Source organism: Candidatus Merdisoma sp. JLR.KK011, assembly GCF_036941125.1.
Classification (GTDB): Bacteria; Bacillota; Clostridia; order Lachnospirales; family Lachnospiraceae; genus Laedolimicola.
On record NZ_JAYWSZ010000003.1, the window covers coordinates 1,219,750 to 1,241,300 of the forward strand.

Here is a 21,551-nt window from a genome sequence, read left to right on the forward strand (position 1 = left end):
AGTGTGAAAGCTGGTGCCTTTTTTCGTGCAGTGAATTGGAGAATGTTCCGGGCAGGGAACGGGAGAAGGAGAGTGATTTTGTATGAAGCTGATTCAGAAGTTTTTAACGGAGTCCGGGTGTTACCAGGCGGGGAGGAAGATTGCGGTGAAGGGGCTGATGATCCATTCGGTGGGGTGTCCACAGCCGAAGGCTTCTGTGTTTATGAAGAATTGGGATAAGGCGGATGCGGGGGCTTGTGTCCATGCTATTGTGGAACCGGGAGGGGATGTGTACCAGCTTCTGCCTTGGGATTATAGGGGATGGCACTGCGGCGGCGACGGGAACGGGACGCATATTGGGGTGGAGATGACGGAGCCTGCCACGATCCGGTATACGGGCGGTTCGGCCTGGACGGAGACCGGGGACGGGAGAGGCACGAGGGATCATGTGCTTGCCGCTTATGGGTATGCGGTGGAGCTGTTTGCTTATCTGTGCCAGATGTTTGGGCTGGACCCTCTGGCGGACGGGGTTGTGGTTTCCCATTCCGAGGGGCATAGGAGGGGGATTGCAAGCAATCACGGGGACGTGGAGCATATCTGGAAGCGGTTTGGGCTGTCTATGGGGCAGTTTCGGAAGGATATCAGGGCGGCTATGGACGGTGCGGAGACTGGGAATGACAGCGGCGGGGATGGCGGTTCTGGCGCGGGTGTTTCCGGGCTTACAAGGATTATGGGGAAGGCTGTGGCGACGGCGGAGCAGATGCGGGAGTATGTGAAGGGGAAGAATCCGGGGGTGGCGCAGTCGGTTTTGGATATGGTGCCGCTGTATCTGTCGGAAGGGGAGGCCGAGGGCGTGAGAGGGGATGTGGCTTTTGCCCAGTCGTGCCTGGAGACGGGGAATTTTACGTTTTCGGGTTCGGCGGTCTCTTTGGAGCAGAATAATTTTGCCGGGATGGGCGTGGTGAAAAACGGGGTGAAGGGGCTGTGTTTTAATACGGCGCTGCTTGGTATCCGGTGCCAGGTGCAGCATTTGAAAGCCTATGCCTGTACGGAGGATTTGGTGAATGGGAATGTGGACCCGCGCTTTAGGTATGTGGCAAGGGGGTGTGCGCCTTATGTGGAGTGGCTGGGTGTCCAGGAGAATCCCCAGGGGAAAGGCTGGGCTGCGGGAGCCGGGTATGGGGAGAAGGTCCTGGGGATTTTGAGGGAGATTACCGGGGAGGCCGGGAGCGGCGGAAGCGGTTGCGGTGTGCCGGGGAATCCGGTGGAGCCTATGGCCGGGTTTGTGAAGGTGTTCTATAAGGGCAGGGACGGGGTGAATGTGCGGACTGCTCCCTGCATGGGGGACAATGTGGACCAGGTGGTGTATGAGGGGATTTATACGGTTACGGGCATCAGCGCGGACAGGCGGTGGTACAGGCTGAAATCGGGGCTTTTTATCACGGCGGATGCGGAGTATGTGATGTTTATGGAGAGGCTGCCGGGGAAGTCTTCTTATCTGGTGCGGGTGGATATCCCGGATCTGAATATCCGCAAGGGGCCGGGGACGGATTTTGCCCGGACGGGGCTGTTTACGGGTGTGGGTGTGTTTACGGTTGTGGAGGAAGCGGACGGGAAGGGAGCCGGGAAATGGGGGCTTTTGAAGTCGTATAAGAGGGAGCGGAACGGGTGGATTTCGCTGGATTTTGTGACGAGGCTGTAAGGGCGTTTTTGTTGAGGGGCAGGGATGCCTTATTTTTTTGTCTTGCTATATGCTGCCGGAGGGCTGTTGAGGTCTGGGCGGCGCGTCGGCCGGGGGATTCCCCGGCGGTACATACCATGCCGTTGGTATGAATTTTGGAAAGGTAAGGGAATTGGTTATGACGGTGATGGAGCTGGACGCGCTGAAAGACGTGGATGTGAGGACTGTGGAGAAGGAGGGGCTTGTGGATATCCGGGAGGTGGAGATTGACCGGAGCCTGCCGCTGGAGGAAAGGAAGAGGGCTTATCTGGAAGCGGTGGGGAATCCTTATGCGGTGCGTGTGGGGGATATGAAGGTGAGGGTGCGGTTTATGGAGGGCGGAGGCTCTTTTGAAGAGGCTTTTGAAAATATGCTGCGGAATGTTTAAAATAACATTGGACTTTTGGGGGCGGAGGCGCTATGATTGTCTTAGGGACAAGTTAGTGCATCCGCCTTTTTGATTTTGCAGGTGATTCTGGCAAATTAGAAAGGAGCGGGAGCACATGAAGAACAAACAATTCAAGAAGATCTATCATGCCGCCATCTATGTCCGGTTGTCGAAGGAGGATGGCGATGTTGCGGGCGCGTCTAAGGCGGAGAGCAACAGCATTTCTAATCAGAAAGAGCTTATCAGAGATTTCCTGAAGGACAAAGAGGATATTGTGGTGGTTTCGGAACGGGTGGACGACGGGTACAGCGGTTCCAGTTTTGAGCGGCCTGGGTTCCAGCAGATGCTGGAGGATATACGGCGGGGCGCGGTGGACTGTGTGATCGTCAAGGATCTGTCCAGGTTCGGGCGTGAGTACATTGATACGGGACGCTATATTGAGCGGCTGTTCCCGGCTCTTGGGGTGCGCTTTATTGCGGTGAATGACCATTATGACAGTTTGAGAGGGGACGGGCAGGGGGACGAGATTCTGGTTCCTTTTAAGAACCTGATCAATGACGCTTACTGCCGGGATATTTCGGTGAAGATCCGGAGCCATTTGGAAGTGAAGCGGAGGAACGGGGAGTTTATCGGCGCTTTTGCGCCTTATGGGTATCAGAAGGACGGTGAGGACCGCCATAGGCTTGTGGTTGATGCTTATGCGGCCGGGGTGGTGCGGGATATTTTCCGTATGAAGCTGCACGGCATGAGCCAGGATGCCATTGCCGGGAAGCTGAATAGGGACGGTATCCTTTCTCCGATGGAGTATAAGAACAGCCGGGGTATCAATTTCCGGACGGCGTTCCGGGTGAAGGCGGCGTCCGGGTGGAGCCCGGTGGCGGTGAGGCGTATTCTGGAAAATGAGGTCTATATTGGAAATCTGGTGCAGGGGAGGCAGTCCACGCCGAACCATAAGGTGAAGAAATCCATACGGAAGGATAAAGGGGACTGGGTGAGGGTTGAGAAGAACCATGAGCCGGTGGTCAGCGAGAGGGATTTTGCGGTTGTTCAGAAGCTGCTGGGGATGGATACGAGGACGGCGCCGGACAGGGAGGGCGTGTATCTGCTGTCCGGGATTGCCGTGTGCGGGGACTGCGGGGCCCCGATGGTGCGGAAGGTGTCTTCGGTGAATGGGAAGAGGTATTGTTATTATATCTGTTCCGGGCATAAGGCGGGCGGGAGCTGCGGCCCTCACCGGATTCCGGTGCAGGCGCTGGAGGATGCGGTGTTTGTCCTGTTGAAGAGGCATATAGGGTGTATCCTGGATCTGGAGAGGGTGCTGGAATATGCGGGGACGGTGCCGTTTAGGGACTTGGATGTCCGGAAGCTGGAGGAACGGCGGGAGAAGCTGTTAGGCGAGGCGGAGAGGTGCCGGGAGCTGCGTATGATGCTTTATGAGGACATGAAGGACGGGGTGATCACGAAGGAGGATTATGTGGAGCTCCATGCCGCGTATGAGGCCAGGGGGAAGGAGGCGCAGGAGGCGGCAGGGAAGGCGGAGAGGGAGATCCGGGCTGTCCTGGAAGGGCATGAGGACAAGTACCGGTGGATTTCTTATTTTAAGGAGTATCGGGATATCGGGGAGCTGACCAGGAATGTGGTGGTGGCCCTGATTTCGGAAGTGCGGGTGTATGACAGGGAGAATATTGAGGTGGTGTTTGATTTTGCGGACCAGTACCGGCAGGCTTTGGAATATGTGGAGGGCAGGGAGTGTCCGGGACCGGAAGGGTTGTCTGCCGGAAGGGAGGCGGTCTGACATGGCAAGGAAGAGCAGGAAGAAGCTGAACGGGGCTGTTGGGAAAGTGGAGAAGGCTGTGCTGTTCCGGGCGGGGCTGTATGCGAGGCTTTCTTATGAGTCCGGGGTGAACCGGGAGCGGGGAACTATTGAGACGCAGATGGAGCTTATGAGGGGCTTTGTGGAGGGGACGGAGGATATCGTGGTGCAGGAGACGTATTCTGACGCTTCTTTTACGGGGATCACGTTTGAGCGTCCGGGTTTTGAGCGGATGATGGGGGATATCCGGGACGGGAAGATTAATTGTGTCATTGTTAAGGATCTGTCCAGACTTGGGAGGAATTATGTGGAGGCCGGCAATTATATTGAGAGGGTGTTCCCGTTTCTGAATGTGCGGTTTATTTCGGTGAATGACGGGTTTGATTCTTTCCGGGGCGGGACGGATTTGTCCATGCCTTTGAAGAATATCGTAAATGAGTATTATGCGAAGGATATTTCCCGGAAGGTGACTTCTGCCTTGAATACGGCGCGGGCGGAGGGGAAGTTTGTGATCAAGCTGGCTCCTTACGGGTATCTGAAATCTCCGGAGGATAAGCAGAGCCTGGTGGTGGACGGGGAGACGGCGGGGGTTGTGAAGCGTATTTTCCGGCTGTTCCTGGAGGGTAACGGCTATGGGAGGATTGCGGGAATCCTGAACGGGGAGGGCATCCCATGTCCGGAGGTCTACCGGAAGTCAAGGGGGCTTCCGGTGACGGGGCATAAGGGGTGTGTGGAATGGACGGGGATCGTGGTGAAGCGGCTGTTGTCGAATGAGTATTATACGGGGGATTCTGTCCATGGGAAGACCGGCGGGAAGCTGTTTGGGGGCGGCTCCGGCGGGGGAGCGGACGCCGGTGGGTATGTGGTAAGGGATACCCATGAGGCGCTGGTCTCTAGGGCTGATTTTGACAGGGTACAGGAGATGAAGGCGGAACAGGTGCGGGTTTATAACGGGAAACGTGCGGAGGGCAGGCGCTGTGCGGCGGGGAGGAATAAGTTTAAGAAGAAGGTGGTGTGCAGTGACTGTGGAAAGACGATGTATCTGTTCCGGGCGGTATCGCAGGAGGGGGATAAGTTTTTTTATGGCTGCAGTTCCCATAACAGGAGCCGGAAGGTGTGTCCGTACCGGCATAAGGTCATGCTGGAGGATCTGGAGGCTGCGGTGTTCGGGGTTATCAGGAGCCATATGGATGCCTGTCTGGATGCGGAACGGCTGGTCCGGAAGCTGAATGCCGGGAGGCAGGGGATGGAGCGGTACAGGCTGATATCCAGGCAGGCGGAACGTATCCGGGAGAGGATGCGGCAGGCTGCTGGGAAGAAGGCGGGGCTGTATGCGGATTTTGCGGAGCGGCTGATTGACGGGGAGGAATATGCGGCGCTGTCGGAGCGGTATACGAAGGAGGCGGAGGCGCTTTCTGCGGAGCTGGAGCGGAAGAGGTATGAGAGGGATTTTCATATAGAGGAAGGCTGGGAGAAGACGGTGCGCGGGTCCCTGGGGGAGCGGGAGTTGACCCAGGGGATGGTGGACGCTTTTGTGACGAGGGTTTCTGTGGACAGGGATGGGAACTGTGAGGTGGTCCTGGCCTATGATGATATGCTTGCGGAGCTTTTGGGAGCTGTGAGGGAAAGGGAGGCGGAGAAGGATGAAGGTTGATGTGGTGGCTAAGTATATCCGGCTGTCGGATGAGGATGTGGATACCGGGAGGAGCGTGAAGCAGGAGAGCAACAGTGTTGTGTCCCAGAGGCGGCTTCTGGACGGGTTTATTGAGGGGGATGCGGGGCTTAGAAGGTGCCGGGTGCTGGAATTTTGTGATGACGGGTTCAGCGGGACCGATTTCCGGCGCCCCGGTTTTGAGGGCATGATGGAGGCGGCGAAGCGTGGGGAGATTGGCTGTGTCATTGTGAAGGATTTTTCCCGTCTGGGGAGGGATTATATTGAGGTGGGGAGTTATCTGGAACAGATTTTCCCGCTGATGGAGGTGCGGTGTATTTCGGTGAATGACCATTATGACAGTGAGGGTGTGCTGGGGACGGCTGGCGGTCTGAATGTGGCGTTTAAGAACCTGATTAATATGCTGTACAGCAGGGATTTGTCTAAGAAGATACGGTCTGCGCAGATGGCGCGGGCGCGGAAAGGGGAGTATCTGGGCGGGTTTGCCAGGTATGGGTATGAGAAGTCCCCGGAGGATAAGCACCGGTTGGTGGTTGACTCGGAGGCGGCGGAGGTGGTGAGGAAGATTTTTACCATGGCGGCGGAAGGGGTTACGGTTTCGGGGATTGCGCGTTATCTGAATGATAATGGTGTGCTTACCTGCGTGGAGTATAAGCAGGGGAAGAACAGCCGGTATCAGCATCCGGGCGGCGGGGTGAAGAAGCTGTGGGGGCCCCAGTCGGTGCGCTCTATTTTGTCGGATGAGACTTATATCGGGAAGGTGGTGTGGAACCGTTCGGAAAAGTCTATCACTACGGGGAAGCGGATGCTGTGGCATGACCGTTCGGAGTGGGTGGTTGTGGACGGGCAGCATGAGCCGCTGGTGTCGGAGGAATTGTTTGCTTTGGCGAATGAGAGGGCGAAGCCGAAGAAGAGGGACAGGAGCGGCGTGGATATGAGCGGCTTTAAGCGGGAGGTGCTGTTTGTTTGCGGGTACTGCGGGCGGTCTATGGTGAAGAAGAACCATAAGTATTGCTGCCGTTACCGGACCTGCGGGACTGATACGGAGTGCAGGAGGGCGGTGGAGGATATGGAGAAGCTGGAAGGGAGTGTTATGGAGTATGTGCGGAAGACGGCGGAGGTGATGCTGGGCAATTCCAGGCGGAAAGATGTGGAAGCGGAGTGGGAGGCATTGGGGAGGAAGCTGGAGTCTCTGCGGAGGGAGAAGGAGCGGATTTCGGCGGAGAAGATGTTTTTGTATGATAAGTACCGGTCTGGGGGGATGTCGCGGGAGCAGTTTGTGGGGAGGACGGGGAGTATGGGTGTGAGGGTTGAGGAGATTGGGAAGGAGATGGGGGAGGCAGAGGATGGGATTGAGAGGCTGAAAGGGTGTGGCTCCCAGGAGGGGGAGGCTGCGCTGGAGGGGATTGCGGCTCTGCGGGAGTTTGATAAGGGGGTGCTGCGGAAGGGGATTGAGAGAATCAGGGTGTTTGGAGAAGGGCGGATTGAGGTTGTTTGGAAGGGCGGGGATATGTTCGGCGGGGGAGATTCGTAAAAATTTGTAGGAAGATTGACGGAGCCATGAGCGGGGTGCTTGTGGCTTTGGTGGTTTTGGGGTATAATGGCTGTGGATGCGAAGAATGTAATTGTTTTTGTCTGGAAAGATGTTGGATTAAAGAGAGAGGTGGGACAGTGACAAAAACAGAATTGATAGATATGCTGGACGAGTATAAGATGGGGTTATTGTCAAAGGCGACAGACGGAACGATTGACGATAAATATTATATTCAGACAAGAAACGCATTGCTGGAAAACGTAAGCATTAAAGAACAGATTCCCCAATTTATCAGAAGCTGCAGGACAGCAGATGAATTTAGAAGATATATGCAGAATGAGTCCGGCAATTATGCGGGAAGAAGGACGTTGATCACGGATTCCATAAATCGTCTGATTGAATATATAGAGGAACATTCTGATGAAGAAGCAGATCCGTTTTCACAGATAAAGCAGTATAAAAGAGTGGAACAGATAGGATATGGGGGCTTTGGCTCTGTTTTTAAATATCACAATGCTTGTTTGGATATGGATTTTGCTGTGAAGGTATATTCACCTATTTTTGTATCATCGGATGAGCAGAGAGAGGGGGAGAGGCGTTTTTTCAGAGAGGCTAAAATGCTGTTTCAGTTGAATCATATGAATATTGTTAAAATATATGATGCGGGGAGGATTTCAGAAGGACCGTTTATAAGAATGGAGTATATTGAAGGGTATGATTTGAATGGACTGCAGAAAAAGTATGGTATGTTAAGTTTTGAATATAGTGTAAAAGTAATAAAGCCTATTTTGAACGGATTAAAATATGCCCATGGAAAGGGGATTATACATAGGGACTTAAAACCGAGCAATGTGGTGTTTTCAACAAAGGAGAAGATATTTAAGATTATTGATTTTGGAGTTAGCGCCTTTTTAGATACGGAAAATAATACAAAACTAACCAAGACGGGTGAAGCTGTGGCGGGCGGTGCTTTTATTGATCCCTTATTGCAGGAAAATCCAAAATTGAGAGATTGCAGGAGTGATATATATTCCATAGGTGCAATCTGGTACTGGCTGCTTTGTGGGAGAGCGCCCCATGGGAGCGACATGAGGACATATTTGGGCAATGCCGTTCCGGATTTATCAGATAGGCAGATTAATATTGTGATGAAGTGTCTGGCGGGAAATTTGGAGGACCGGTATGGGGATTGTGGAGAGTTGTTGGCAATAATTAGTTAATGAAAAATATTAGAAAGAGGGTAGGAATATGCAACAATATTTTATCACAGGAAATCAGTTTCAAAGTCATATGTGGATGAAGTTTAATCTTGATATCAATTCGGCATCAGCAAATATGTCAAATGTCAGAGGTAAAGAAAAGTTGGTATATGAATATGTAAGGGATATAGCGTCTCTTTTTCAGCCGATGCGATATGGCCTACAGGATAATCCAATGGGGCTTTATTCGGACTATGAATCTTTTAAGAAACATTTTGTTAGATATTGGAAAAATGCATTAGATATTTCCAGAGCAGATTTGGATGAGGTTAGGGATATTTTTGATGATGTTTTATCCACTCAGGAGAGTTGCAAAAATCAAGCTGTTACATCAGTGTTTTTTGAAAACGGTAAAGCACTTACAATAGAAGATTGTTTAGAGGCAATATATGAAGTATTGAAAATTGCATAAAGGGAGTCTTGATATAGAGGAATAAAAAAGTTGGAAAATTTTTTGTCCTTTACTTGACACAAGCAGAGCCGATGAACGTGTGAAATCGGTGCTGCCTTGCGGTTCAACATATTTTTCTTTTGTTTTAGCTGTGAATATGTTATAATATATTTTATTTAACAAAACATATTTAGGGAGAGAAGCATGGAGCAGGTTTCATTAAAGATAGGGGAGCGGCTGAAAGAAATCCGGAATACAAGGCAGCTCACGCTGGATGATGCTGCGGAACTGACTGGCGTGAGCAAGCCCATGTTGGGACAGATCGAGCGTGGGCAGTCCTCACCCACCATCAACATATTATGGAAGATTTCAACAGGGCTGAAAATTCCATTGTCCTTTTTCTGCAAACAGGAAGAAGCGGAATACATGGCTGCCGGGCTTGACGGGGAGAATGTGATTACAGAGGAAAACGGAGGGATGCGGGCTTACCCACTGTTTCCCTTTGACCCGATAAGGAATGTGGAGGCTTTCTATATTGAGTTTGACGCAGGGGTGCAGCACGAATCGCTTCCTCATGTGGCGGGTGTGGAGGAATATGTTTTTATGGTGCATGGGACATTGAAAATGGTAATAGGCAGGAAGAAAGTAGTGCTGCAGGAAAAACAGTCCATACGGTTTGGGGCGGATGTTTCCCACGCATACCACAATGCTTCAGATAAAGCCTGCGCTGCTTATAATGTGATATTTTATCCGAACAATTAAAGGAGGCAACGAAAAATGTATGAATTGGTTCAAGTCAGTGAGAAATGCTATTACATAAACTGTCCGGCGAAGATAGGTGTCTATGTGGCAGACAAGGATAATGTTTATCTGGTTGACAGCGGAAATGACAAAGATGTGGGGCGGAAGATTCGGCAGATACTGGATAAGAACGGATGGCATCTGGCGGCAATCCTGAATACCCATTCCAACGCAGACCATATCGGTGGGAACAGATACCTGCAGGGGCAGACGGGCTGTAAGGTGTATTCCGGCGGCATAGAGGCGGCTTTTACAAAATACCCGCTCTTGGAGCCGTCCTTCCTTTACGGTGGTTATCCGTGTAAGGATTTGCGGCATAAGTTCCTGATGGCGCAGGAAAGCGATGTGACGGATTTTTCAGATGAAAGTTTCCCGAAGGAGATTGAGGTGATTCCCATGCCGGGGCATTTCTTTGACATGGCGGGGTTCCGTATGCCGGACAATGTGGTGTTCCTTGCGGACTGTATCAGCAGTAGGGAGATATTGGATAAATATGCGGTTTCCTTCATTTATGACGTAGGTGCTTATCTGGAGACGCTGGATAAGGTGGAGCAGATGGAGGCGGCCATGTTTGTCCCCGCCCATGCGGATGCCTCTGCTGATGTGAAGGAGCTTGTCCGTTACAATAGGGATAAGGTGCAGAGCATTGCAGAGAGGATTCTATCAATCTGTGAAGAACCAATGTGTTTTGAGCGGATTTTGCAGGAAGTATTCAAAGGCTATGGACTTGCCATGAATTTTGAGCAGTATGTGTTGGTGGGGAGCACGGTGCGGTCCTGCCTTTCGTGGCTGAAAGATACAGAAAAATTGTCGGCTGAATTTCAGGACAGTATGCTGCTCTGGCAGAGGATATAAGAGGACATATCCAGACCGCCGCTATGGTTTTATTCCATATGCGGCGGTTAATTTTTACAGAAATCACTTGAAAAAATCAGATCATCACCACGAGAAATAAAACCGATCAATCTGAAAAATGAAGATATTTTACAAGACGCAGAAAAAAATAAGAGGTAAAATGGCTCTTGACAAGAAGGTAATCCACATGAAGAAAGAAGTAAGGATCTGAGTTCCATCCTTACGGACAATGGGTATGGGCTGGAAAAATGCGGCGTGGTCAGCGAATGGAATTTAACAACGGATACCGAAGAACTTTGCTTGAAAGGGAAAATGCCAGAGAGGCTGTTCATAAAAAGTGGGAACAGTGGGACGGAATATGTCATGGCGGGAGAGACGGTCACCGGGGTAAAGTGTCAAGGGCTTTTATTCCTGCTGGACGGGAACCTGTCAGATATAGGCTTGGAGGACATCCTGCGGTTTGCAGGGCTTATCTCTACCGCTGTTATCAAAAAAATCAGGAGGATTGAAGGATGGATTTACAGAATGAAAAATGTGTCATGGTGATTGACGAGAACCTGCCGCTTGGTATCATAGTGAACACGGCGGCTATTATGGGCATCACGCTGGGGAAGCAGATGCCGGAAGTTGTAGGCACAGATGTGTATGACAGGACGGGTAACGGGCATTTGGGGATCATTGAATTTCCGGTGCCGATCTTAAAGGGCAATGTGGAGGTGATCAAGTCTGTCCGTGAAAAGCTGTATGAGCCGGAGTTTTCGGACTTAACGGTGGTGGATTTTTCAGACCTTGCGCAGGGGTGCAAGACCTATGATGAGTTTATTGAAAAGATGAAGGATGTTTCCGAAACGGAACTGAATTATTATGGGGTTGCCATCTGCGGTGCGAAAAAGAAAGTAAACAAGTTGACAGGGAGTATGGCGCTGCTGAGATAAAGGATACACAAAAGTAACCGCCGCATATGGTAGATCGCCATATGCGGTGGTCTGACGTTTCCGCAGGGAGATGTAGGTATGGACAAGGTTGCAAGCAGCGTATCCATTATAGGTGGGGCGGACGGGCCGACAAGTATTTTTATTGCCGGGAAAGGCGGTAAGGTAAAACTTAGAACACGCATACAGAATTATTTCCTCAAAATAAGAAGGAATAGGATAAAAAAAGCAGATTACCACCAATCCCCATACACTGGAGGAGGTTGTGGAATAGCTGAAACGGGAGCATGGTGCTGTGGAGGTTTTGCAGCAGTCTCATAATTACCTTGAGCAGAGAAAGTGCTTAAAGGCATCCCTTGTAAAGGTACAAGTCACTTTTAGCAGAATTGTGTTCATAGATGCTTACTTTCCGGCAAAACAGAGAGGCGATTGAAATGGATATAACAGGAATAGCAAAATCTGGCTTCGGATGCAGAGCGAACTGGACGGTTACAGAACGGAACAGGCACAGTATGAAAATGACCGCAAATCTGCCGCACGTTTCTTATAATTGGCTGAGAGGTACAGCAACGCAGAGGAAATGACAACGCTCAAGCTGAATGAGTTTGTGGAACAAGCTGACAGGGCAGGACGAGGTATCTAAGACCTATTCCTTTCCGAAGTCTTTTATCGGCTGCCGTAAACTGAGGGCAGTCAGTACCGAGCAGAGAGAACGGGCAAGACAGATGATGATTGCAAAGAATAGGGTAAAGAGAGATTAAGTAAAATTTAATGGAATTGTGTATGCGGTTGTGGTAAAATAACAGCGCTGAACAATTAAACAAATTCCAGTTTGTCAAAACAACCATTACCACAATCACAACTGAATAAGGAATATAACACAGCATCAAAGCGTATAGAAACCAGTCTATGCGCTCTGTTTTTATGTAAAGCAGAGAATATGGCAGAAACCAAAAAGGAGCAACAACCCCATAGTTTCAAACAATCCACATCAATACTTTACAATTCTTATCAGATGAAGCGTGTTACTGGGCACGGAGTGAATAGTAACCTAGAGTGTCCGTTTTGGATTTCTCATGTCAATTATATTTGACAAAATGTCGTGTAGGTGATAAGATGAGTTTAGAAAAGATAAGAGGGTAAGTGGGTTGCTGGGAAGTGGACGTGGTGGAAGCTTGGCGTTTGAGGCGGACTGCTGGGTGGTGGGAGTGGGTTTTGTTTTGTGGATTGGGGGTGGCAGGGTGTGGCTAAGAATCTGAAGCTGAAGGCGGCGAGGGCGGAGCTTGATTATTCTCAGGAGGATTTGGCGAAGCTGGTTGGTGTGTCTCGGCAGACGATTAATATGATTGAACGGGGGGATTATAATCCTACTTTGAATCTTTGCCTGAGCATCTGCCATGTTTTGGGGAAAACTTTGGATGAGATTTTTTGGAAGGATATTACGGAATTGGAAGAACAGTAATATCCTTCACCATGCACAAATCAATTTACAGACACATGCTTTTGTGGCTGGAAATTGATTTCATACCCGTGTATTGTGAAGGATATTACGGAACTGGAATAGGAGAGAGCGATGAAAAAGGAATGGTTCTTATGGAATGTGCTTCAGAATCCGGAGGATATCACGGCGGACGAACGGATGGAGCAGATTGAGTGGAAAAACTATTACTGGTCATATAAGACTTTGATACAGCTGCTTATTATGTTTGCCGTTTTGTGGCCGAGTATCGTCTCTTTGTCAAGGGCTTATACGGGCGAAGACACAGGCCTCAATCTTCTGCCGAATATCATGGTATTTCAGATTGTTACGATTATAGAAAGCGGACGTTTTTTATATAGCTGCTATTTTGGAAATCAGGAATTCTATGACCGCAGCAAGGGAAAGACTTCCTATATCCTGGTTGGCCTTGAGAACGGCGTTATTGCCTGGCTTCTATTTTGGGCCGTTTACGGAGCCAGCCATCCGCTTCCCTGGATTATGCTTGCCGCCGGCCTTATCCTATACTGGGGACTGTGCCACCTGGCGTATTTACACTATGCCTGGCTTATGGACGAAACCATGGAAGAAAAAGGACAAAAAAGCGAATCCTGGATCCCGGCAGTCTGCGGAACGCTCTTAGCCCTGTATTTTATTTCCCTGGACATATTCGCCTTTTCCGCCAGAGCAGAGCAAATAAACCTGTCCTTCCTCACAGAAGAAGAACAACGCATGGTACAAGAAGTAGAGCACGGAATCAACAATTACTACGCCCTGTCAAACTACCAAATGGACTATACCTTGAAAACCGATACCCAGCCAGAAAAACCCATATACGAAGAGGACAGCCTTTATGACCTATTCCACGTCCATTGCCTTGCAAGCGACGGAGAACTTTACAACCAGATCTTAAATCCAGGAAACGACGAAACCATCTATCGCGAATACCACCGCAAATCCCAAGATCCGTTCTCTTGGGAAATGGCCCATGAAGGCCGTTGGATCTCCGAAAACGAATGGGCCGAACTATGGGCAGAAAACCAGGACGAACCCGAATTCTGGATTAACGAACCCTACACAGCCCTGCCAAATATCAACCCCAAAGCCATAACCTCCATCAAAAAAGAAGACCACAACCAAAACACCTGCTACACCATCACCTATAACCAAGACTTTGAGGCCTGCGGCGCCACCCTAAAAAACAATAAAGAATTAACAGAACTCACCGCCACAGACCGCTACATCCTCAACGGATACAATACCCTCATCTACTACGACCACACCGAAACCGGCATAACCAGAACTACCCAAGCCCCCCGCACCCTACAGCGCACCATTACCATCCAAAGCGTAAATAAAAAAGAAATCCAATCCAACCTCCAAACCCTGACAAACCAATACAAAAACTAGCTTCAAAAAAATACTGTCAGCCCCAACAACCCGCCCCAGCCCAAATCACCCCATCCTGCCCTTCTCCTGTCTGTCTCGCCAAAATAAAATTACAAATCTTACACCTCCGTTATATTCCTGAAAGAACAGAGAAAGCCCCCCATGTTATACTCTTTTCATAAAGCCCCAGGCCGCCCCGCGCGCGCAGCCAAGGATCGAACCGCCTTTTACACCCTGCGTCCCGGGCCGCCTATACCGCTTAACCATAAAAGAAACGGAGGACTTATCCTATGACCATCCTGGAAACAAGAGACTTAAAAAAATACTACAATTCCGGCGAAAACACCGTAAAAGCCCTAGACGGCGTAAACCTAAAGATTGAGAACGGCACCTTCACCGCCATCGTCGGTACCTCCGGCAGCGGAAAATCCACCCTGCTCCATATGCTCGGCGGCCTGGACCGCCCCACAGAAGGAAAAGTCTTTGTAGATAAAAAAGACATTTTCTCCTTAAAAGAAGAAGCCCTCACCATTTTCCGCCGGAGAAAAATCGGCTTCATATTCCAAAGCTATAACCTGATTCCGGTTCTGAACGTCAAGGAAAACATCCTGCTTCCCATCGAGCTTGACGGCGGCCGCCCTGATGAAAAATACATCCAGAAAATCATCGCCCTCTTAGGACTGGAAGAAAAGCTCCAAAACCTTCCAGGCAGCCTTTCCGGCGGCCAGCAGCAGAGAGTAGCCATTGCCCGGGCCCTGGCAGGAAAGCCGGCAATCATCCTGGCCGACGAGCCCACCGGCAACCTGGACTCCCGGACCAGCCAGGACGTAATGAGTCTGTTGAAGGTAACAAGCGAACGCTTTCATCAGACAATCGTTATGATCACCCACAACGAGGAGATCGCCCAGACTGCCGACCGCATCATCCGCATCGAGGACGGCCGCATTGTAAAGGACGGTGAGTAACATGCTGCGCGTAAGAAATCAGAAAACCATCCGCCGTCTTGCCAGCCGGAGCTTTTCGGCCAACCGGTTGCGGAACATCATGGCAGTGATAGCCGTCATTTTAACCACCCTCTTATTCAGCGCCCTTTTTACCACGGCTGTTTCCGTCAAATATTCCGCCGAACAGTCCACCATGCGCCAGGTAGGAGGCTACGCCCACGGCGGCTTTAAGGATTTGACAGAAGAACAAAAAGAAGCCTTGAAAAACCATCCCTTGATCGAAAAATACGGTACAAACAAAGTATTGACCGCCTTAGAGGAGGGGGTTTTTGAAAAAAACCGCGTAGAAGTCCGCTATATAGACGAGATAGGCGCCGATATGTTCTTTTGCAGCCCTACAACCGGCAGCCTCCCAAAGACAGCACGTGAGCTTGCGGCCGATACATGGGTTCTGGATCAGCTGGGCGTTCCCCATAGAATCGGAGAGCAGATCACCGTACCCTTTGTCTTTCACGGAGAAACCAGAGAAGAAACCTTCACCCTAAGCGGTTTCTGGGAAAAGGACAGCGCCGCCATAGTCAGTGAGATGTGGCTGTCTGAGGAATTTGTAGACGAAATGCTCTCGGAATATACGCCGGACAATCGGATGATTTCTATGGGCGCAGGCAAATGGAACTTGGATATCTGCTTTGCCGACAGCAGAAATATTCGTGAAAATCTGAAAACAATTGCGGAAGATCATGGTTATCAGATCGAAGATGCCGGGGCTGAAAATTATCTGCATACCGGCGTCAACTGGGCTTACCTAAGCACCCACAGCAGTCAGGGAGACGAGCTCTTAGGCATTGCGGCTGTTGCATTTCTTACCTTGATGATTGTATTGACCGGGTATCTGATTATTTACAACATCTTTCAGATCTCCGTGTCAACCGACATCCGTTTCTACGGACTTTTGAAAACCATCGGTACAACCAGACGGCAGATCCGCGCCATGATAAGGCTTCAGGCCTTAAAGCTGTGTATCCTGGGGCTTCCCCTGGGACTTCTTGCCGGTTACCTGGCTGGAAACCGGATCTCGGCTATTGTTATAAAAAATATGTCGCAACAGCAGGTTTATCAGACCCTGAACCCATGGATTTTCTTTGGGGCGGCCCTGTTTTCCCTGCTGACGGTTCTTCTAAGCTGCCACAAGCCCGGCCGGATAGCCGGGGCTGTGTCTCCTATAGAGGCGGTGCGCTATACGGAAAGGGCTTCCGGCAGGAAGCAAAAGCGTAAAAAAGACACGCCAGGCCCCAAGGTATTTCAGATGGCCCTGGCCAACCTGGGAAGAAACAGGAAAAAGACGGTTCTCGTCATCCTTTCTCTGTCCTTGAGCGTGGTGCTGCTCTACGGTGTAAGCGCATTTTCCGCAGGCTTTGATATGGATAAATTCGTTGCAAAATTCGTGACAGCCGACTATTTGGCAGGCCACAAAGATGTTTTTAAGAATCGGTTCGGAAGCGAAAATCAGGAGCTAAAGGATGGGTTCATTGCCTCTGTCAGCAGCGTAGAGGGAATTAAGGAATCCGGATTGATTTACTATGATACGGGAAATACCACAGCCCCCATGACAAAAGCCCAGTACCTGCGGTTCCTGGATCCCATGCAGCTTCAGTTCCTGGGCGATGAATTCCAGGCGCTTAAGGATGAGGATCTTACCAACCCTTCTGTGGGTATCTATGGATTGGACGAGATGCCCTTCCAATATCTGAAGTTTGTCGACGGGGAAGTGGATTATGAGGAATTAAAAAAAGGAAATGTAATCATCCAGCTTGTTCATCAGGACGATTACGGAAATCCATACCTTGAAAGAGCGCCTTATTCCGTGGGAGATGAAGTAACCTTTACCTTTGCGGATGAGTATGAATACATTGGCGATGACATGGATGCAGAGCTTGTCATTTACAAAAGCCATGAGAAAACCTATACCATCGGCGCTACAGCCATTCTGCCGGGGCCTCTGACCGTTCGGAGATTTGGCGGTGCGAATTTTGCGTTTGCCTCGGAGAACTTGAAAAAAGAAGCGGGAGAAAAAGCTTCCCGTATGAGCTGCCTTGTGAATATGGAGGAAGGCATGGAGGATCAGATGGAGGAATTTCTGGAAAAATATATAGAAAATGTAGACTCGGATCTGGATTTTGAATCCAAAAAGGGGTTCAGCAGCCAGTTTCAATCCTTCCGTCAGATGTTTCTTCTGATTGGATCGGCAGCCAGCCTGGTTGTGGCTTTGGTAGGCGTCTTAAACTTCATTAACGCCATTGTAACGGGAATCCGCGCCAGGCGCAGGGAGATGGCCATGCTTCAGAGCATCGGCATGACCGGGCGGCAGCTGAAGGAAATGCTGATGCTGGAAGGCTGCGCCTACGGGATATCCGCCATCCTTCTGTCGCTGATCTTAAGCCTTCTGATGCAGAGCCTGGTGCTTGGGCAGTTAGAGCATATTTTGTGGTTTTTTACGGCAAAATGGATCTGGATCCCCATCCTTGGAATGCTTCTGGTATTCCTGGCTCTCGGCATGCTGATTCCGGCGCTGGCTTACCGGACCGTGGAGCGTCAGAGCGTAGTTGAAAGGCTTCGGGAGGCTGAATGACGGAATTTACAGATAAAATGTACAATTTTTTACGATAGACAGACAAAAAACAAAAAAAATTTCCGGCTTCCTTTTTCTTTCAAAAGATGTTAAGATAGGGCATAGGAGATTGTCCCCATGTGCAACAGCGATTCTGCCGTTATGCCGGACGGCAGAGCTTGCAGGTTGGAACAGACTCCGGCGAAAGCCAAAAAAGAAAAAGGAGAGAAACATATGAAAAAGAAAATTCTGGCACTTCTATTGACCGCTGCTATGGTGGCTGCCATGACAGCATGTGGGGGAGGCTCTTCGGACGCAGAGACAGAAGCTCCTGCTGAAAGCAGCGAGCAGACAGGCGATGACGCAGAAGCTCCGGCAGAAGGAGAAGACGCGGAGGCAGAAGCTCCGGCAGGCAACGGCGCTGACTTTAAGATCGGCCTTATCACAGACGTAGGCGGAGTAAACGACGGTTCTTTCAACCAGTCCTCATGGGCAGGCCTTCAGAGAGCCATGGATGAGCTCGGCGTAGAAGCAAGCTATCTTGAGTCCGCAACAGATGCAGATTACGTTCCCAACATCGAGACCTTTATCGACGAAGAGTGTGATCTCATCATCTGCGTAGGCTATATGCTTGCAGACGCTACCAGAACCGCAGCAGAGGCGAATCCCGATGTGAAGTTTGCAATCATTGACGACGCTACCATCGAGCTTGACAATGTAAGCTGCCTGATGTTCAAGCAGGAGCAGGCTTCCTACCTGGTAGGCTATGTAGCCGGCCTTATGACACAGACCAACAACATCGGCTTCGTTCTTGGTATGGCAAATGAGAACATGAACCTCTTCGGCTACGGTTACTGCGCAGGTGCGCTGGATGCCAATCCCGATGTAAAGATTCAGCAGATCAATGCCAACTCCTTCGCAGATCCGGCAACTGGAAAGAGCAGCGCTAACAAGTGCATCACCGACGGCGCAGATATCATCTTCCACGCTGCAGGCGCAACCGGACAGGGCGTCATTGAGGCTTGTTCCGAGGCTGACGGCGTATACGCAATCGGCGTAGACAGCGACCAGGCACATCTTGCACCGGAGACCATCATCACTTCTGCAATGAAGAGAGTAGACAACGCAGTATTTGATTCCGTACAGGCTCTTATCAACGGAACTCTTGAAGGCGGCGTTCACACCTACGATCTTGCTGCAGGCGGCGTAGACATTGCACCGACACAGGATCTTCTGACCGACGACGTTATCAAGGCAGTAGAGGAAGTTAAGGCTAAGATCATCAGCGGCGAAGTAACCGTACCGTCCACCCAGGCCGAGTTCGAGGCTGCTCACGGCGACGTATACGAGTTAGACTAAATTCCTGTACAAAAGCTTGAAAAAGTGAAAAGCTACATAACGAGAAAGCGCCGGGGCTGCGTCTGTTCCAAGAACAGAGCGTCCCGGCGCTTTGCCGCCTTACCTTCAGCGCGCAAGGCGGATGCCTCATAATTCACTAGAGAAGCTCCCGTTATTATGTGAAATATTCTTATCAAAAGTGCCATCTGGCCTTTGCATACAGGGCCCTTCTGTGGTATAAATAATACATAAAAATTTCATACCAGTGTACTTGGATGGATATTACGGAACTGGAATAGTCCAGCTAAGAAATGTCAAGTATTTATTAGAAAAAATTTCTGCTGGACGGTAAAGCTGCAAAGGCGCACGAGAGGAACTTTTATGAGCGCTTTTTCGAATAAAAGTTTCTCTCATTACCGGTGTGGCGAAGCAGCTTTACCCTTTAGTGCTGTCGCACAGCGACTTTAAATAGGAGGATTCTATCTATGAGAGACATTTCCATGGAACGGGTAAACAAAACGAGGGAAAAGATACTGGAGATTATCGAAAGCCCCGTACTGACCCATGAGCAGAAGCTGACCAACCTTGCAAACCAGGCGGATTCCTTAATGGAAGTACTGGAGCTGCCAGAAGGCCTGGATGAGCTTCTGAATACAGGCATCGACAAACAGTGCATCTGCGATCTGTGCGAAGGCCACGCCCCGGTGCGCCCCCGTTACATAGCGCCGGACTACGCAAAATTTATGAATGAGGGCTGCGGGTTTCTTCAGCTTTCTGCGCCTGCGGATCTCTACGAGGCCTTGAACAGCCTGCTCATATTCTACAAGCATGTGCCAAGCGTCACCAATTATCCCGTATACGTGGGACAGCTCGACGAGCTTTTGGAGCCTTTCATAGACACCGTAGACGAGGCCCAGGCCAAGAAGCTTCTCCGCATGTTTATGATTCACATTGACCGCACCGTCCTGGACTCCTTCTCTCACGCCAACATAGGCCCCAAGGCCACAAAGGCTGGAAGACTTCTTCTGGAAGTAGAGACCGAGCTGGAACATGCCGTACCCAACCTGACCATGAAATACGAAGAAGGCGTAACAGACGACGCATTTGCACTGAAAGCCATCGAATGTGCCCTGCACAGCGCAAAGCCCAGCTTCGCCAACCACGCCATGTTTAAGAGCGAGCTCACCGAAAAATACGTGATCGCAAGCTGCTACAACGGCCTGCCCTTAGGCGGAGGCGCCTACACCCTCTGCCGCCTCATCCTGGGCAACATCGCCAAGCGCGCCAAAAACATCCAGGACTTCAAAGAGCGTGAGCTTCCCTACGTCCTTGACATTATGGCAAGGTACATGGACGCCCGCGTCCGCTTCGAGGTAGAAGAGAGCGGCTTCTTTGAAAACCATTTCCTGGTAAAAGAAGGCTTTGTAGCAAGAGACCGCTTCACCGCCATGTTCGGCCTAGTAGGCCTGGCAGAATGCGTAAACATCCTCATGGAAAAAGAAGGAAAAGAGGGACGCTTCGGCCACAGCGAAGCCGCCAACGATCTGGGCGTAGAGATTATGAACATCATCGACCAGTTCAACAGCAGCCACGAAGCCCCCTACTGCGAAGTAACCGGCGGCCATTACCTCCTCCACGCCCAGGTAGGCCTGGCAGAGGACGAACACGTAACCCCCGGAACCCGGATCCCCATCGGAGAAGAACCCAAGGAGCTGATAGACCACCTAAAAGTACTAAACCGCTTCCACAAATACTTCCCATCCGGAACCGGCGACATCTTCCCAATCGACCTAACCGTACATAAAAACCCAGAATTCGTCCTAGACATCATCAAAGGAGCCTTCCGGCAGGATCTACGCTACCTGTCCTTCTACTCCAGCGACAGCGACGTAATCCGCGTAACCGGCTACCTAGTAAAACGTTCCGAAATGGAAAAACTAGACAGCGGCCTAGCCGTCCTCCAAAACACCACCGGCCTAGGCCTAGGCGCCTCCAAAAACGGCCACATCCTAGAACGAAAAATCCGCTAACCCATATAATTAAATCCACTATCCGCCGTCCCCTCACCGACGGCGGATACTTTATATCCAAAAAAACACTCCCCCCCAAAAAAGAACCACCCCCACCTACCACCCCCAAAAGCCAGGGAAGTCACAGAGGAAGGCGGCAGGAGGGTCCAATATCAAGTGTTCGCCTGTTCGCGCACACACTGTCTGCTATAGGCGGACAGTCCATCCCAAAAAACATCCCAAAACATCCCCCCTGTCCGACAATAGCAGACAGTGTGTACGAGAACCGCGCGATCACTGATATGGACCCTCCTGCCGCCTTCCTCTGTGACTTCCCGTCCCCCCCCCCTCATTATGAATTTTTTTCTCAAATTTGCCAAATGTCCTTTTTTAATTTGTGAAAATATGATATAAATAATATAAACAGTTCAAAAAAAAACCA

The 21,551-nt window shown here is 50.4% G+C and carries 19 protein-coding genes; all 19 read left to right on the forward strand.

What is annotated here, in order from left to right; translation table 11 throughout:
• Positions 1-82 precede the first annotated feature (82 nt).
• The 19 genes from VV089_RS06880 to VV089_RS06970 all read left to right on the forward strand — a co-directional run bounded on the left by VV089_RS06880 (position 83) and on the right by VV089_RS06970 (position 21,130).
• Positions 83-1,681 (forward strand): N-acetylmuramoyl-L-alanine amidase, encoded by a 1,599-nt coding sequence (locus VV089_RS06880; RefSeq protein ID WP_334335379.1) that lies wholly within the window; start codon positions 83-85, stop codon positions 1,679-1,681.
• 127 nt (positions 1,682-1,808) lie between these two features.
• Positions 1,809-2,087 (forward strand): DUF6870 family protein, encoded by a 279-nt coding sequence (locus VV089_RS06885; RefSeq protein WP_016220746.1) that lies wholly within the window; start codon positions 1,809-1,811, stop codon positions 2,085-2,087.
• A gap of 115 nt (positions 2,088-2,202) precedes the next feature.
• Positions 2,203-3,882 (forward strand): recombinase family protein, encoded by a 1,680-nt coding sequence (locus VV089_RS06890; RefSeq protein ID WP_162208655.1) that lies wholly within the window; start codon positions 2,203-2,205, stop codon positions 3,880-3,882.
• Between the two features lies 1 nt (position 3,883).
• A complete protein-coding gene (locus VV089_RS06895) occupies positions 3,884-5,554 on the forward strand; it encodes a recombinase family protein (protein WP_334335380.1) in 1,671 nt (556 codons plus the stop codon).
• Entirely contained in the window at positions 5,544-7,106 is a 1,563-nt protein-coding gene (locus tag VV089_RS06900) for a recombinase family protein (protein ID WP_334335381.1), read from the forward strand. The genes VV089_RS06895 and VV089_RS06900 overlap by 11 nt, the downstream gene beginning before the upstream one ends.
• A gap of 26 nt (positions 7,107-7,132) precedes the next feature.
• Positions 7,133-8,326 carry a serine/threonine-protein kinase gene (locus VV089_RS06905; RefSeq protein ID WP_334335382.1) on the forward strand — a complete coding sequence of 398 codons (1,194 nt, stop codon included), beginning with the start codon at positions 7,133-7,135 and terminating at the stop codon, positions 8,324-8,326.
• A 28-nt stretch (positions 8,327-8,354) separates the two neighbouring features.
• Positions 8,355-8,777, forward strand: a complete 423-nt coding sequence (locus VV089_RS06910; protein ID WP_304431427.1) for a hypothetical protein — start codon at positions 8,355-8,357, stop codon at positions 8,775-8,777.
• Between the two features lie 183 nt (positions 8,778-8,960).
• Positions 8,961-9,518: a helix-turn-helix domain-containing protein gene (locus tag VV089_RS06915; protein WP_334335383.1), complete on the forward strand. Its 558-nt coding sequence runs from the start codon at positions 8,961-8,963 to the stop codon at positions 9,516-9,518.
• Between the two features lie 15 nt (positions 9,519-9,533).
• Positions 9,534-10,412, forward strand: a complete 879-nt coding sequence (locus VV089_RS06920; protein WP_334335384.1) for an MBL fold metallo-hydrolase — start codon at positions 9,534-9,536, stop codon at positions 10,410-10,412.
• A gap of 512 nt (positions 10,413-10,924) precedes the next feature.
• Positions 10,925-11,347 carry a DUF2000 domain-containing protein gene (locus tag VV089_RS06925; protein WP_172540675.1) on the forward strand — a complete coding sequence of 141 codons (423 nt, stop codon included), beginning with the start codon at positions 10,925-10,927 and terminating at the stop codon, positions 11,345-11,347.
• Between the two features lie 78 nt (positions 11,348-11,425).
• The gene (locus tag VV089_RS06930) at positions 11,426-11,665 is read left to right on the forward strand and encodes a hypothetical protein (RefSeq protein ID WP_172540671.1); all 240 of its coding nucleotides are present in this window, start codon (positions 11,426-11,428) and stop codon (positions 11,663-11,665) included.
• Between the two features lie 278 nt (positions 11,666-11,943).
• The gene (locus VV089_RS06935; protein ID WP_172540672.1) at positions 11,944-12,105 is read left to right on the forward strand and encodes a hypothetical protein; all 162 of its coding nucleotides are present in this window, start codon (positions 11,944-11,946) and stop codon (positions 12,103-12,105) included.
• 482 nt (positions 12,106-12,587) lie between these two features.
• Positions 12,588-12,806, forward strand: a complete 219-nt coding sequence (locus tag VV089_RS06940) for a helix-turn-helix transcriptional regulator (RefSeq protein WP_334335385.1) — start codon at positions 12,588-12,590, stop codon at positions 12,804-12,806.
• On the forward strand, positions 12,773-12,997 hold the full coding sequence (locus VV089_RS06945; RefSeq protein WP_334335386.1) for a hypothetical protein: 225 nt from the start codon (positions 12,773-12,775) through the stop codon (positions 12,995-12,997). The genes VV089_RS06940 and VV089_RS06945 overlap by 34 nt, the downstream gene beginning before the upstream one ends.
• Entirely contained in the window at positions 12,918-14,231 is a 1,314-nt protein-coding gene (locus tag VV089_RS06950; RefSeq protein WP_334335387.1) for a hypothetical protein, read from the forward strand. The genes VV089_RS06945 and VV089_RS06950 overlap by 80 nt, the downstream gene beginning before the upstream one ends.
• Positions 14,232-14,500: 269 nt before the next feature.
• Complete coding sequence (locus VV089_RS06955) at positions 14,501-15,175, forward strand: ABC transporter ATP-binding protein (RefSeq protein WP_172543485.1); 675 nt, start codon at positions 14,501-14,503, stop codon at positions 15,173-15,175.
• A 1-nt stretch (position 15,176) separates the two neighbouring features.
• On the forward strand, positions 15,177-17,783 hold the full coding sequence (locus VV089_RS06960) for an ABC transporter permease (protein WP_334335388.1): 2,607 nt from the start codon (positions 15,177-15,179) through the stop codon (positions 17,781-17,783).
• A gap of 213 nt (positions 17,784-17,996) precedes the next feature.
• Positions 17,997-19,121: a BMP family lipoprotein gene (locus VV089_RS06965; RefSeq protein WP_334335389.1), complete on the forward strand. Its 1,125-nt coding sequence runs from the start codon at positions 17,997-17,999 to the stop codon at positions 19,119-19,121.
• Between the two features lie 464 nt (positions 19,122-19,585).
• Positions 19,586-21,130 carry a YjjI family glycine radical enzyme gene (locus VV089_RS06970; protein WP_334335390.1) on the forward strand — a complete coding sequence of 515 codons (1,545 nt, stop codon included), beginning with the start codon at positions 19,586-19,588 and terminating at the stop codon, positions 21,128-21,130.
• Positions 21,131-21,551: the final 421 nt, after the last annotated feature.

What these genes read in the sequence shown, in the direction of transcription:
- VV089_RS06880 (WP_334335379.1), top strand. Translation starts at nt 83, where the DNA reads ATGAAGCTGATTCAGAAGTTTTTAACGGAGTCCGGGTGTTACCAGGCG.
- VV089_RS06885 (WP_016220746.1), top strand. Translation starts at nt 1,809, where the DNA reads ATGAATTTTGGAAAGGTAAGGGAATTGGTTATGACGGTGATGGAGCTG.
- VV089_RS06890 (WP_162208655.1), top strand. Translation starts at nt 2,203, where the DNA reads ATGAAGAACAAACAATTCAAGAAGATCTATCATGCCGCCATCTATGTC.
- VV089_RS06895 (WP_334335380.1), top strand. Translation starts at nt 3,884, where the DNA reads ATGGCAAGGAAGAGCAGGAAGAAGCTGAACGGGGCTGTTGGGAAAGTG.
- VV089_RS06900 (WP_334335381.1), top strand. Translation starts at nt 5,544, where the DNA reads ATGAAGGTTGATGTGGTGGCTAAGTATATCCGGCTGTCGGATGAGGAT.
- VV089_RS06905 (WP_334335382.1), top strand. Translation starts at nt 7,133, where the DNA reads ATGAGCGGGGTGCTTGTGGCTTTGGTGGTTTTGGGGTATAATGGCTGT.
- VV089_RS06910 (WP_304431427.1), top strand. Translation starts at nt 8,355, where the DNA reads ATGCAACAATATTTTATCACAGGAAATCAGTTTCAAAGTCATATGTGG.
- VV089_RS06915 (WP_334335383.1), top strand. Translation starts at nt 8,961, where the DNA reads ATGGAGCAGGTTTCATTAAAGATAGGGGAGCGGCTGAAAGAAATCCGG.
- VV089_RS06920 (WP_334335384.1), top strand. Translation starts at nt 9,534, where the DNA reads ATGTATGAATTGGTTCAAGTCAGTGAGAAATGCTATTACATAAACTGT.
- VV089_RS06925 (WP_172540675.1), top strand. Translation starts at nt 10,925, where the DNA reads ATGGATTTACAGAATGAAAAATGTGTCATGGTGATTGACGAGAACCTG.
- VV089_RS06930 (WP_172540671.1), top strand. Translation starts at nt 11,426, where the DNA reads ATGGACAAGGTTGCAAGCAGCGTATCCATTATAGGTGGGGCGGACGGG.
- VV089_RS06935 (WP_172540672.1), top strand. Translation starts at nt 11,944, where the DNA reads ATGAGTTTGTGGAACAAGCTGACAGGGCAGGACGAGGTATCTAAGACC.
- VV089_RS06950 (WP_334335387.1), top strand. Translation starts at nt 12,918, where the DNA reads ATGAAAAAGGAATGGTTCTTATGGAATGTGCTTCAGAATCCGGAGGAT.
- VV089_RS06955 (WP_172543485.1), top strand. Translation starts at nt 14,501, where the DNA reads ATGACCATCCTGGAAACAAGAGACTTAAAAAAATACTACAATTCCGGC.
- VV089_RS06960 (WP_334335388.1), top strand. Translation starts at nt 15,177, where the DNA reads ATGCTGCGCGTAAGAAATCAGAAAACCATCCGCCGTCTTGCCAGCCGG.
- VV089_RS06965 (WP_334335389.1), top strand. Translation starts at nt 17,997, where the DNA reads ATGAAAAAGAAAATTCTGGCACTTCTATTGACCGCTGCTATGGTGGCT.
- VV089_RS06970 (WP_334335390.1), top strand. Translation starts at nt 19,586, where the DNA reads ATGAGAGACATTTCCATGGAACGGGTAAACAAAACGAGGGAAAAGATA.